Annotated in this window: 14 protein-coding genes; 5 read left to right on the top strand and 9 right to left on the bottom strand. The window is 41.2% G+C overall.

What is annotated here, in order from left to right:
* Positions 1-49 precede the first annotated feature (49 nt).
* On the top strand, positions 50-184 hold the full coding sequence (locus tag UB51_RS29310; protein WP_267884707.1) for a hypothetical protein: 135 nt from the start codon (positions 50-52) through the stop codon (positions 182-184).
* Positions 185-265: 81 nt separating this feature from the next.
* Here the strand turns inward: UB51_RS29310 and UB51_RS15970 are convergent, their stop codons facing one another.
* The 3 genes from UB51_RS15970 to UB51_RS15960 all read right to left on the bottom strand — a co-directional run bounded on the left by UB51_RS15970 (position 266) and on the right by UB51_RS15960 (position 2,138).
* Entirely contained in the window at positions 266-610 is a 345-nt protein-coding gene (locus UB51_RS15970; RefSeq protein ID WP_044878158.1) for a hypothetical protein, read from the bottom strand.
* A gap of 116 nt (positions 611-726) precedes the next feature.
* Complete coding sequence (locus tag UB51_RS15965) at positions 727-990, bottom strand: SemiSWEET family sugar transporter (protein WP_044878157.1); 264 nt, start codon at positions 988-990, stop codon at positions 727-729.
* A gap of 137 nt (positions 991-1,127) precedes the next feature.
* Positions 1,128-2,138, bottom strand: coding sequence for an RluA family pseudouridine synthase (locus UB51_RS15960; protein ID WP_082063322.1), 1,011 nt, complete (start codon positions 2,136-2,138; stop codon positions 1,128-1,130).
* A gap of 277 nt (positions 2,139-2,415) precedes the next feature.
* Between UB51_RS15960 and recQ the strand changes: the two genes are divergently transcribed.
* The gene (gene recQ, locus UB51_RS15955) at positions 2,416-4,284 is read left to right on the top strand and encodes a DNA helicase RecQ (protein WP_044878156.1); all 1,869 of its coding nucleotides are present in this window, start codon (positions 2,416-2,418) and stop codon (positions 4,282-4,284) included.
* Between the two features lie 16 nt (positions 4,285-4,300).
* Positions 4,301-6,082 (top strand): B12-binding domain-containing radical SAM protein, encoded by a 1,782-nt coding sequence (locus UB51_RS15950; protein WP_044880204.1) that lies wholly within the window; start codon positions 4,301-4,303, stop codon positions 6,080-6,082.
* A 193-nt stretch (positions 6,083-6,275) separates the two neighbouring features.
* Here the strand turns inward: UB51_RS15950 and UB51_RS15945 are convergent, their stop codons facing one another.
* The 4 genes from UB51_RS15945 to UB51_RS15930 are packed head-to-tail and all read right to left on the bottom strand — an operon-like array spanning position 6,276 to position 9,779.
* A complete protein-coding gene (locus UB51_RS15945) occupies positions 6,276-7,205 on the bottom strand; it encodes an alpha/beta hydrolase (protein WP_199924942.1) in 930 nt (309 codons plus the stop codon).
* Positions 7,206-7,252: 47 nt separating this feature from the next.
* Positions 7,253-8,221, bottom strand: a complete 969-nt coding sequence (locus UB51_RS15940; RefSeq protein ID WP_044880202.1) for a type I phosphomannose isomerase catalytic subunit — start codon at positions 8,219-8,221, stop codon at positions 7,253-7,255.
* Between the two features lie 21 nt (positions 8,222-8,242).
* A complete protein-coding gene (locus tag UB51_RS15935; RefSeq protein ID WP_044878155.1) occupies positions 8,243-8,824 on the bottom strand; it encodes a tRNA 5-(aminomethyl)-2-thiouridylate-methyltransferase MnmM in 582 nt (193 codons plus the stop codon).
* Position 8,825: 1 nt separating this feature from the next.
* A complete protein-coding gene (locus UB51_RS15930) occupies positions 8,826-9,779 on the bottom strand; it encodes a tRNA modification radical SAM protein MnmL/YtqA (protein WP_044878154.1) in 954 nt (317 codons plus the stop codon).
* Positions 9,780-10,026: 247 nt separating this feature from the next.
* Between UB51_RS15930 and UB51_RS15925 the strand changes: the two genes are divergently transcribed.
* A complete protein-coding gene (locus UB51_RS15925) occupies positions 10,027-10,215 on the top strand; it encodes a hypothetical protein (protein WP_044878153.1) in 189 nt (62 codons plus the stop codon).
* 204 nt (positions 10,216-10,419) lie between these two features.
* A complete protein-coding gene (gene trmB, locus UB51_RS15920; RefSeq protein ID WP_044878152.1) occupies positions 10,420-11,172 on the top strand; it encodes a tRNA (guanosine(46)-N7)-methyltransferase TrmB in 753 nt (250 codons plus the stop codon).
* A gap of 38 nt (positions 11,173-11,210) precedes the next feature.
* On the opposite strand, the gene UB51_RS15915 is transcribed toward trmB, so the two are convergent.
* Together UB51_RS15915 and UB51_RS15910 are read right to left on the bottom strand one after the other, a co-directional pair.
* Positions 11,211-12,344 (bottom strand): UDP-N-acetylglucosamine--LPS N-acetylglucosamine transferase, encoded by a 1,134-nt coding sequence (locus UB51_RS15915; RefSeq protein ID WP_044880201.1) that lies wholly within the window; start codon positions 12,342-12,344, stop codon positions 11,211-11,213.
* Between the two features lie 52 nt (positions 12,345-12,396).
* On the bottom strand, positions 12,397-12,924 hold the full coding sequence (locus tag UB51_RS15910) for a phosphatase PAP2 family protein (protein WP_044878151.1): 528 nt from the start codon (positions 12,922-12,924) through the stop codon (positions 12,397-12,399).
* Positions 12,925-13,058 lie beyond the last annotated feature (134 nt).

The following is a 13,058-nucleotide window of genomic DNA, read 5'->3' as shown; positions in this document are numbered from 1 at the left end:
ATGTTTCTCATATGAATTTGAAATAAAGTTTGCAGGGGAGGAATATATAATGGAAATGACGATGATGGCAATGTGTATGGAAGAAATGATGAGTAAGATGAAGAGCATGAAGATGGGGATGGAAAAAATGTCCATCATGAGTATGAAGGACATGGATATAAATATAGCCCGTCAGAGTTTTTAAGTAGTTACGTAATGAATCCCTTAAATTCATTTGCAACTTTTCATTCATCTTGGCTAAGCACTCAACCGTAGGCCTCTTTTTCTATTTTTGAGTATCTATTGATTTAATTTTATTATGAATATGAACCCGTTGGAGCTTCAAATCCCACACTTTCTGCGATAAGCGTAGTTTTTCCGCATCGTTTTTCGAATGTTCTATTGTTGCATATAGTTCAAGTAGTTCGTCATTAATGGCATCAAATTTGCTCCATAATACGTTCTTCTCCTCATCTAGAATGAGGGATTGAATGGTTTCTTCGGTAGTGGATGCGAGTTTAAGAATGATTTCTTCTTGCCACGCCAGATCTCCAATTTCTTTAGCATAATTAAGAAGATCCAAATAATCATCTGTCCACAAGGAAGCATATAAAGTAGGGGTCATTATCATGATTATAATCTCCTTTTTTAAAGTTTATACCAAGTATTATACTGGGTATAGTGAGAAAAACAAGGGGAATTTCAATTTTTCTATACTTTTTTGCAATGTGGTAATGAATAGCACTGTTATCTGTATTTCCAAACGAGGGATAAGATAAGCATGATCAAGCATAAAGACAGTGTATTTGTAACGAGGAAGGCGTATCCTACACCATCTAATGCTAAGTGCACCCCATATACCTCCATTAAGCTGATCCCCACAAACAATAAAATAAACGTCTTCTTATTTAAATCTTGAACGGACTTTGTTCTGACAATCTGTATAATTTGGGGCACCCAGCCAAAGGATAGAATGATTCCCCCAAGTAGCTGCATCAAAGCATAGATCATAGCCTAAAACCTCCTCTGTTGAGCTCAGTATATGCACGATGCTCCGCTGAGGATGCAAATGATGGGCCAAAGAAATATAAAAAAAGGAACCTCACGCTACAGTAGTAGGTTGAGGTTCCTTTATTCAAGATATCGTTCTATGTTGTTTCTACAGGGGCGCTGGTACGTAAGAAAGGTTTAGGAGTATCCGTTTTGAAGGTCATGACTTCACCTTTGGTAGGATGTTCGAACGCTAACACTTGCGCATGTAGTCCGAGTCTGCCAATGGCTTTAGTTTTGGCACCATATTTCTTATCACCTACAACAGAATGGCCAATATCCTGCATATGGACACGAATCTGATTCTTACGTCCTGTTTCGAGATTCACTTCAAGTAATGAGAAATGGCTATTCGACTGAACTACTTTGTAATGTGTAATTGCTAATTGCCCCTCGTTCGGATGAATACTCGAATACATTTTGAATGTACTATTTTCCTTCAACCATGATTTAATCGTTCCTGTTGGTCTTTTGATCTTGCCTTCGACTAGAGCAACGTAGGTCCGTTCTTTGACCATGTCCTGCCACGAGTTTTGCAACTTCTGCTGGATCTCCTCACTCTTAGCGAACATCATCACACCAGAGGTATCACGGTCAAGACGATGCACCACAAATATACGATGGTTCGGATTCTTCTCACGTACATAGGTTGTTAACTGTCGATAGGCTGTCACTTCATTCTCCTGAGGAGATGCAATAGATAGTAGCCCAGACTCCTTATTAATGACGATGATGTCGTCATCCTCATACATGATACGAAGTCCAAAAAGAGGTGTTTCTTCAACAATTCTATCTTTGGAGATAGTTACAGTGTGGCCTGGTTGAAGCGGGTAATTAAATGCAGTCACGGCTTTGTCATTAACCAGTATTTGCCCACGGGCAAGCATAGATTTAATGGAATTACGGCCGACACCAGACACATGGCTCAGTAAGAAGGACAATAGTTCAGCCTGTTCCTTAACCGTATATTGTTTATTAGGTGTTTGAGTTTTAGTACGGTTCGTCTGTGGATGTTTACTCACTTGCTTGCCTTCACTTGTTTTTCGTTTCGGTGAATTAGGTTTGTTATATGATTGATGTCCTTGGCTAGGACGCTGATTATTCTTCATTTCAGTATTTTCTCCATCCTGTTTGGTTTTCAGTCCAATAATACCATGTGTGTTCATGCATTGCCATATTAGGAAAATTGAATATGAGATCTCAGGTTGCTCAATCCTGCAAAGCCCAGTAAACTTATATATAGAATAGTCGATACCAATTTGCAGATCTATATAGATTGAACTAAAGTTTGGGCTCCCAAGTTCTATAGATTGCAAAGAAAATTAATAATAAAAGGATTTTCCTTTAGTTCATTCGATCTAGAAGGTGCAGTAAGGAGTATGTAAAATGACAATGGATTCGATGACAATAGACAAAGCGCAGAGTTATCTGCAGAAATATTATGGTTATCCGGATTTCCGTGAAGGCCAAAGGAATATCGTATCCAGTCTACTTTCGAGCACAGATACGCTGGGCATTATGCCTACAGGTGGTGGTAAATCGATCTGTTATCAAATTCCTGCATTGATGATGCCAGGACTAACAATCGTCGTATCGCCACTGATTTCCTTAATGAAGGATCAGGTTGATGCATTGACGACAGCAGGGATCGCCGCTGCGTATATCAATAGCACACTTAGTGGCAAGGAAGTTAATGAGCGAATTCGAGCCGCTAGACAGGGAGATTTAAAGCTCTTATACGTCGCTCCAGAACGGCTAGAGCTGGACTGGTTTCGCGATGAGATGGCTAATCTTCCTATTTCCTGTGTTGCTGTCGATGAAGCACACTGCGTCTCACAATGGGGTCATGATTTTCGGACAAGTTATTTATCCGTTTCTCCATTTGTAGAGGGATTGCCACAGCGTCCGATTGTAGCTGCATTTACGGCAACAGCGACCCCAGAAGTCATGGATGACATAGTGAAGCTTCTACGCTTAAGAGAGCCGCAGGTATTTGTCACTGGACTTGGACGTGACAATTTGGCAATGTCCGTACTTAGAGGTGAGAACAAGCGGGAATTTACTATGAACTATACGGCTGAACATGCTCATCAGTCGGGTATCATCTACTCTGCTACACGTAAGGATGTAGACGATCTTTATCAGCGGCTACAGGTTGCTGGTATTGCAGCAGGTCGTTATCACGCTGGGATGAGTGATACAGAGCGTGCGAACAGTCAGGAAGCCTTTCTATATGATGATATACGGGTAATGGTTGCGACGAATGCCTTCGGTATGGGAATTGATAAGTCTAACGTCAGATATGTCATTCATTACAACATGCCCAAGAACATGGAAGCTTACATTCAGGAGGCTGGACGTGCAGGGCGTGACGGTGAACCGAGTCAATGTATTCTACTGTTTAGTGCGCAGGATATTATGACGCAGAAATTCTTGATTGAGCAGAATCAGCAGGATTCTGAGCGTAAGCACAACGATTATCGTAAGTTACAGCAGATGTTAGATTATTGCTATACCAATCGTTGTCTTCGGAGTGCGATGTTAGACTATTTTGGCGAAGTGCATGATGGAGCAACTTGTGGCATCTGTAGCTCTTGTACGGATGAGAGGGAACTCGTAGATATGACGGTGAATGCGCAAAAAATATTCTCATGTATTCACCGTATGCGTGAACGTTTCGGGGTATCCATGGTAGCTTCAGTTCTTAAAGGATCACGTAACAAAAAAGTGTTACAATATGGGTTTGACAGCCTATCTACCTATGGTGCGATGTCGAGCATGACTGAAAAGGAAATTTCAGAAGTTATCAATGTGATGGCATCTGATGGATACTTATCTCTATCAGAAGGGCAATATCCCGTTCTTAAATTACAGCCGCTGGCTGCTGAAGTGCTGAAGGGTCAACGTCAAGTGATGCAGAGGGTCGCTAGACCGGCACGTACAACAGGTGGCGCTGCTAGTGGAAGTAGCCGTTCGCGCAGTCGTGATCAATCCCCATCTGCTGTCAATGAAACGATATTCGAGCAATTACGTCTTGTTCGACGTGAGCTTGCAGGTAAAGAGCATGTGCCTTCCTATATTATCTTTAATGATGCTACTCTTCGTGAGATGAGTGTGGTATGTCCACAGTCTGAAAGTGAAATGCTTAATATCAAAGGCGTGGGTGAAGTGAAGTTCCGTAAATATGGGAAACCATTCATGGATTTCTTTCAAGCTCAGAATAATGGAAGCTACACAGAGGATGACTATGAATAAAAGAGGGTCGTGAATGATGAAAGTTGTACTGTCTACTTTAAACGCAAAATATATCCATACATCGCTGGCCATCCGTCTTTTGAAGGCTTATAGCGAGAAAGAGTTCGATATTGAATTGGCCGAATATACGATTAAAGATCCTGTGATGAATATTGTATCTGATCTGTATCAGAGAAAGCCCGATGTCATTGGGTTCTCCTGCTATATTTGGAATATCGAAGAGACCATTAAAGTTATTGATATCGTCAAAAAAGTGATGCCTGGAGTTACCGTTGTTGTAGGAGGACCTGAGGTTTCCTATGATACGAGTTATTGGATGGATCGAGTGAAGAATATTGATCATATCGTAATGGGCGATGGTGAGGAAACCTTTCATCATTTGCTACAGACCATTGCAGGGGATCGGAAATTCCATTATGTATATGGTGCTTCTTACCGCAAGGAAGAGGAAATTATCATCAATCCTTCTCGTCCTAAGAGCGACTTGAATACGCTACCTACGCCACACCGTTTCGCAGAAGATATTCCCGATCTAGGTAAACGTATTGTTTATTTCGAGACCAGTCGAGGTTGTCCTTTTAACTGCCAATTTTGCCTTTCCAGTATTGAGGTAGGAGTTCGTTATTACGATATTGAACATGTGAAATCTGATCTCCTTTACCTGATCGATAATGGGGCCAAAATTATTAAGTTTCTAGATCGCACATTTAACATCAATCGTAGTTATGCTATGGAAATGTTCGAGTTCCTCATTGAGAACCATGGGGGCTGTGTATTCCAGTTTGAGATTACAGCTGACATTATGCGGCCAGAGGTGCTAGATTATTTGGCTGAGAATGCTCCACCAGGGGTATTTCGTTTTGAGATTGGTGTTCAGTCTACGAATGATCCAACGAACGAATTAGTGAAGCGTCGTCAGAATTTCACGAAGTTGTCTAGAACAGTTAATACGATCAAAGCTAGTGGGAACATTGATCAACATCTTGATCTTATTGCAGGATTACCGGAAGAGGACTACGACACATTCCGTAAAACATTCAATGATGTATTTGCTATGGAACCAGAAGAATTACAGCTTGGTTTTCTCAAAATGCTTAGAGGAACAGGGCTTCGTAACGACGCAGAGAAATATCAATATATATATATGGAGAATGCCCCATATGAAATTCTAAGCAGTCATAAGCTTTCATTTGCCGATATAATCCATCTGAAGCGGCTCGAGGATGTTCTTGAGAAATATTGGAACGCTCATCGGATGGATCATACATTGAAGTATTTGATGAAGTATGAATTCCAGACACCATTTGACTTCTTCCAGGATTTCGGTGATTACTGGGAAGGACAAGGTTGGCAGAAGATTGGTCATCAGCTAGAAGATTTGTTTACCCGTCTTCAGTCATTCCTTGAGTATCGCGGTGTTCAGCGTATGGAAATAATTCTAGGGCTTATGAAGCTGGATTATTTCATGAATCACAAATACAAGCCACGTAAAATTTGGTGGGATTCAAGATTGTCTAAAGAGGAATGGAACGCTCACCTCAAGATGCTTATTGAGCGTCCAAGTGAAGTGTCGCAGGAATTTGCAGCTTTGGGACTTCAAGAACGTGATCTACAGAAACATATGGTTGTGGACAACCTTCCTTTCAATTTAGAGGAAGTGATTCAATCGGTGGTTACTGGTACTGAGCTTAAAGGATCAGATCAGCAGACGTTATTGATTGTTCTCTACCAACAAGATGAGAGTCAGCGTCCACTTTACTTTACTAGTACTATTGCTTCTGAAGTGATTCAGTCATAGCAGAGAGTAGAGTATACTTAGTAACCATATTGATCTTCCTGATATGATAAATAGATGAAAAGGCTGCACAATCCATTATGGACTATGCAGCCTTTTTGTTGATTTATGTAACTCATACTTACGTGGAACGAATTAAGACTCTAATTCATAATCTAGCGTTCACTGAAGATATTCCCACGTAGCGGATCATTTATCAACACTGTACATGCTTCTCTAGCCAATTTACAAGATCAGCAGTGACTTCATCACGATTGGTTTCATTCAGCATCTCGTGTCGTCCACCTGGATATAAATGAAATTCAACGTCTGCAATATTTAGTTTGCAGTATATATCATGGAGGCGAGATACACCTTTTCCGTACATTCCAACCGGGTCGTCATCGCCAGAAAACATATAGATAGGTTTATGTTTTGGAATGCTATCATAGGCAGAGGGTTTCTGAATCCCTTGTAATAATTTGAAGAAATCACGGAAGAATCTAGCCGTACAGACCTCACCACAGAATGGGTCATTAATGTACTTGTCCACCTCTTTCTCATCTCGAGATAACCAATCAAATGGAGTACGAGAAGGAGATATGTGGCGATTATATTGACCAAATATGAGGGCGTTCATAAGTAAACTATGATGAGATACACCTTGTATTCTAATGAGTAAATGAGCTAAATTTTTCCCCAGTGATAGGTTACTACGAGGACCATTGCTTCCAGATAGCATATAACCTGAGAATAATTCCCCATGGCACTCCATAATACGCTGTGTCAGAAAAGACCCCATACTGTGACCAAGTAAAAAATGGGGAAGACCCTCGTGTTTGTCTTCTATAACACCGTTAAGATCTAGAATGTCTTGTACCATGCCATTGAATCCATCTATACCACAGTCTCCCAAGCGTTCGACGGTTGATGCAGTTTGGCCATGACCACGTTGGTCATGAGCATAGACTGCATAGCCTATCTCGGTAAGTACGAGAGCTAGCCGTTCGTATCGTTTCGCTGTTTCTGCCATTCCATGAGCAATTTGAACAATACCCTTGATCGGCATAGAATTCTCTGGGAGCCATTCGTATACATGGATATTCATTTGTTGATTATTGATCATCGTAAATGATTGTTGTTGCAAAGAATATCTACTCCTTTCGATGAGAATCAAGTACCTTCTTTAAGGGATTAAGGCAAATATGAGCGAAGTACAGTAGCATTTCCCTTAAGCTCATATTGTTCTAGATTAGCAGGTAGAAGAAAACACTCACCTGCTTTGTAGTCTTGTGATTCTCCAGCCCAAGCCAACGTACCACTACCTTCACAGATGACGAGGATGGTGAAACTCTCAGGTTGAGTCGCAAGCTTCCAACTTCCAGACACAATTCCCTTCTCAACTACAAAATAAGGTGAGTGTGCGAGTTGAAGCCATTCTCCTGCTTGAGTTGCATCTGTCTTCATCATGGAAGCTCCAGAGCCTTCATAAGCAGTTACATTCAATGAATCTTCAATGTGGATATCACGAGGTTTGCCATCCAATCCTGGACGATTGTAGTCATATAGACGATAGGTTGTATCGGAATTCTGTTGAATCTCGGCAACCACTACTCCAGCACATAGAGCATGGACTGTGCCAGCAGGGATATAGAAGGTATCACCTGTTGCCACAGGAACTTCTCTTAGACAGTCAAGAACAGTCCCGTGTAGTAAAGCTTCTTTTAAGCTTTCTCTCGTAACACCATCATTTAAACCATATATGATCGTGGCACCTGGTTTAGCATCAAGAACATACCACATTTCTGTTTTGCCTAATTCACCCTTTGGTAAGCCTTCATAATCATCTGTAGGATGGACTTGCACAGATAAGTCATCGTTACAGTCCAACAATTTAATGAGTAGTGGGAATCGACCATTGACCTCAGAAAAGCCCTTAGTTCCAAACCATTCCTTACCATATTGTTCACGAATTTGATCAAGACCTTGTCCAGCCAGTTTACCGTTATTGACAATGCTTATACCGTTTGGGTGGTCAGCGATCATCCACCCCTCACCAATGTGTCCTTCAGGTAGTTCAAGTCCGAATTGCTCCAGTGCTCGTCCACCCCACACTCTTTCTTTGAATTCAGGTTGAAATCGTAACGGATACGGTTTAGTCATCATTATCTTCCTCTCGGTGTTTTATTTTTTCTCCAATGCTATGACATAGGGGGCATCTGAACGCTGCAATTGTCGATAGATAATCGATTGTGCTACAGATTGTTCTATATAAGATGCCCACGCCGTTACGGCATCTGCCTCTTGTTCCCCACCTGGGTGACCTGGATACAGAACCACTGTAATAATACCGCCGGGTTTGAGAAGGGATAGTGCTGCATCAAGCGCCATGATACTGCTGTCTGCCATCGTAATAATTTGTTTATCTGACGTTCCCGAAGGTAAGTAGCCAAGATTGAACATCACTGCAGCGAGATGACCGTGATGCTGAGTGGATATGGCTATATTCATATCTGCATGACTTTGGGCGAACAATGTGACAGGGGACAGGGGCATGTGTGCATTGTGATCTAGTCTTTGTTGAGTGAGAACTAAAGCTTCCTGTTGAATATCAAATCCGAACACATGTCCACGTGGTCCTACTGAGCGGGATAGGAATAGTGTATCTGTGCCCGTTCCAATCGTAGCATCCACCACGACATCTCCTGAAGTAATTCGCTCTGAGACTAGTTTGTGAGCAAAGCTAAGGACGGATAGAAACCCCATATTAAGCTTTCCTCCAATACTTTCCTTGCCAAGTATCACGCCGTTTAAGTTCATCATCGAAGGCATTTAGAACTTCCCACTTTTTGAGGCTCCACATGGGGCCAATCAGAAGGTCACGTGGCGCATCACCTGTTAATCGATGAACGACTATTTCGGGAGGAAGTATCTCTAATGTATCGACGATTAATTTGACATAGTCATCTTTCTCTAGGAAACGAAGTAGTCCTGCCTCATATTGCTTCACCATAGGTGTTTTGCGCATAAGGTGTAGTAAATGGATTTTGATACCCTGAACATCCATCTGTGCAACAGCGCGGCCCGTATCTAGCATCATATCATGGTCTTCACCAGGGAGTCCGTAGATAATATGTGTACAGACACGTATATTATGTTTACGTAGCTTAGCTACTGCGTCTAAATAGCACTGTGTATCATGAGCCCGATTAATAAGGTCTGAAGTGGAATCATGTATGGTCTGAAGTCCCATTTCCACCCACAGGTAGGTTCGTTCGTTCAGTTCTGCTAAATATTCGACTACATCATCAGGCAAGCAGTCAGGTCGTGTCGCGATGGACAGACCAACGACTCCAGGCTGTTCCAAAATAACTTCAAAGTATTCTCTTAACTGCTCCACAGGAGCGTAGGTGTTCGTATAGGCTTGGAAATAGCCGATATATTGTGCATTAGGCCATTTTAAATGCTGCTTATCACGAATGTTGTTAAATTGGGTCACGAGGTCGTCACGCCGACTACCGGCAAAGTCTCCAGATCCTCGAGCACTACAGAAAGTACAGCCACCCTTAGCTATAGAACCGTCGCGATTCGGACAAGTGAATCCAGCATCAAGCATGACCTTAAAAACTTTATCGTTAAACTGTTGGTGCATTTCGTAATTCCAGGTATGAAATTTTTTATCCTTCCACAGAAGTGGAATAGGACTAGCTGAATAATTCATGAGGACTCCTTCTTGAAGCGCTTTGTCTAGAATACATACACATCATCTATTGTAACAAAAAAAAAGATAAAAGTTAATGTTAGTGCTGTGGAATTAAAGGCTGAAAATAGGAGATATGTTCCTTGTTGGAACTTACATTTTATGTTATGTTTTAAATGGATTCAAATAGCAGCTTAGAGGGTATATTTATAATAGAATTCAAATTTCATGGCGTCATGGAACACAATAATACCGTGAGGTGATATTCATGAATTCAATAGCTCAATTAGAGGGTAAGAACATTTCGGTACAACTTACGCCGGATGAAGCACTTGCGTTAACGGGTGTAGGGTTTAATGGAAACCGTGAAGTGAAGGCGACTGCCCGTCGTAAGATTCGCATTGCTTTTGAGAAGACATTCAAATTCGAGCATGCCAACTCACGAGACTGTGAATAATCAAATTGTTGGACCCCAATTCCAAATATAAATTGAAAAAGGAATTCTGTTAACTCCTTAAAATGGAGAGTGGAATTCCTTTTTCTGTGGTCATATATGATAATACCCTTTACATTTGTCAATAAGTTCGGCACAATATTGCAATAGTGACTACTCAACCTTACGGGAATGATTCCCTTATAGAAATGAAAGTGGAGGAATGACATGCGTTTACGTGGAAGAAAAGGAATTCGGGAAAGTCTGGAGGAACAGAAGGAACTTGTTATTTTGGACCCTCGAATGCATAAAGGGAAATGGTCCGCGTTATTTGGGAATGACAATCCTATTCATGTTGAATTTGGAATGGGTAAAGGTCAATTTATTAGTGGAATGAGTTACAATAACCCAGATATTAATTTCATAGGAATCGATATGTATGATGAATTAGTTCGCCGTGCCAGCGAGAAAGCTATTGCTGCTTGGTCTGAACGTCAAATAGAGCTTCCTCCTAATCTTCGATTGGCTTTAGCCAACGTTGAATATGCTGAAGAAGTATTCACCCCAGGTGAACTCGAACGTGTATATCTTAACTTTAGTGACCCATGGCCTAAAAGTAAGCATGCAAGACGTCGTTTGACGCATCCTCGTTTTTTGGAGAAATATGCATCATTCTTGAACGCTAATGGTGAGATTCATCTTAAGACAGACTCAGAAACGTTATTTGAATTTTCATTAAATTCGTTTGCTGATTATGGTCTACAGATGAACAACATCTCATTGAATCTTCACAGAGATGGTCTTCAGGAATGGAATGTCATGACAGAGTATGAATCCAAGTTCGTAGGTAAAGGGATGCAGATCCATCGATGTGAAGTTATTGTGGGTGAGATTGCGTTACAAAGGTATCATGAGGGGAAAATGCAAAAGTATCGTCTCAATGAGAACAAACCAGCTCTTACTGAATCTGAGATTGATTAACTAATGTATGAAGCTCCAAAACAAGGTGTCCTCTATTATTAGGAGGGCACCTTGTTTAATTCAAGCATATCAATAATGCTTTGAGCACTTTGCATAGGGTGGTACTTAGCGATCTGATCTAGATATTCATTTCGGCGGGAGCGGATCTGATCATATTCATGAATGAGTTTGTTCATCCACTTGATAATGACTTCAATTGAAGTGATAGGTTCACCAAATCCCTGCGCAGTAAAGTATTGAGAGTTCTCCTCTTCCTGTCCTGGTAGAGGGTGGTGGAATAGCATGGGAATACCTTTGGCTAATCCTTCTGAACAAGTCATACCTCCCGGTTTAGTTATTAGCATATCGGAGATTTCCATAAGTTTATCGACTTCACGAGTGAATCCTAGTAAATGGATATTAGGGTGGTTGTATTGACTATTATTTTCCATTTGTGTACGGGTTTTATCGTTATTCCCCAGGCAAAAAATGATTTGGATGTCGTCCGCCCATCGTACTAGGGTGTTATTGACGACGTCATCCGTAATGATTCCCCATCCCCCTGCCATCACTAGTACAGTAGGCATATCGAGTAACTTGAATTCCTCTCGAATATGTTCCTTACTTGGGTGTTCCCAGAAATCAGGGTGAACCGGGATGCCCGTTACCTGAATATTCGACAAAGGCACACCATGTCTCATAAGTTTATACTTTACGTTAGATGTGGAAACTAGGAACTGATCAACTTCAGGACTAATCCATGTTCCATGCGCGTCGTAGTCAGTAATAACGGTACACAAGGGCACATTAATACCGAGTCTTTTCAATCGAGAAATGACTGCACTAGGGATGGGATGTGTACAGACGATGATATCAGGTCGCAGTTGTTTGACAATATATTTGGTATGAGTATAAAAGATACGATGTAGTGCTAAAGTAGTAAGCCTATTGAGTGATTTCTTATATTGATGTCTATACATCATTCCAACTAGACGAGGTTGCGAAATGATCGTTTTTTTGTAGGCTGTAATAATTAAAGGAGCAACTTTGGGATTTAAGAAGCTGCCGAGCTCAAGCACCTTTGTCTGAATATCCGGTGACAGTTTGCGTAAACTGCTGGATAGAGCATAGGCGGCTTGAGTATGCCCTGCACCAAAACCTTCTGACAATAATAAAACTCTTTTTTTAGTCACTTTTCTTTCACCTATCCCTACAGGTTTTTTCATTATTTTACCATATTTATTTTTAGGACCATATTGCAACAGTCATTGACGCTACAGAACTTCCAATAGCGACACCTGCGAGAACATCCGAAGGATAGTGTAATCCTAAGTATATTCGTGAGAATCCCACCAGTACACTGAGGCCACAAAAAAGTGGTGCGAAATTCGGAAATGACAGCATGAAAGGAAGTGCAGTGGCAAAAGCCGCTGTAGTATGACCGGATGGAAAAGAATAATCACTTAAAGGATTGCGAAATGTTTTACTATCCGGTAAAGCAATGTAAGGCCTGACTCGCGGATATATTTTCTTAGCTATGGCTACAGGAATGTGACTGACTGCAAGTGCCACCGCTGCTTGTGCGCCCGCTGTACTCCAAGGAATAGGTAAGAATATCCAGGTCAGTAGACTAATACTAATCGTAAAGGATGCTCCACCCATAAAGGTGAGATGGTACAACCAGAAATTAAGAAAGGGGTTATGAAGCCGTCCGTTGATCCATTGAAATAAGTGTCGGTCCCATAATTGAAATCTCAAGAATAAACGTCTCATGCCATTCCTCCGCTATCGCCTGAACGCATAAAATCACGTTCGTTAGTGGGCTACAGTACTTAAATTAATCTTTACACAGATCATTCATTTTATCATTTTATCATAGTTAAATTTGAAATTATTTTCAATTTAGA

The sequence above is a fragment of the Paenibacillus sp. IHBB 10380 genome (assembly GCF_000949425.1).
GTDB lineage: Bacteria > Bacillota > Bacilli > Paenibacillales > Paenibacillaceae > Paenibacillus_AQ.
This window is presented reverse-complemented; position numbering and strand designations above follow the sequence as displayed.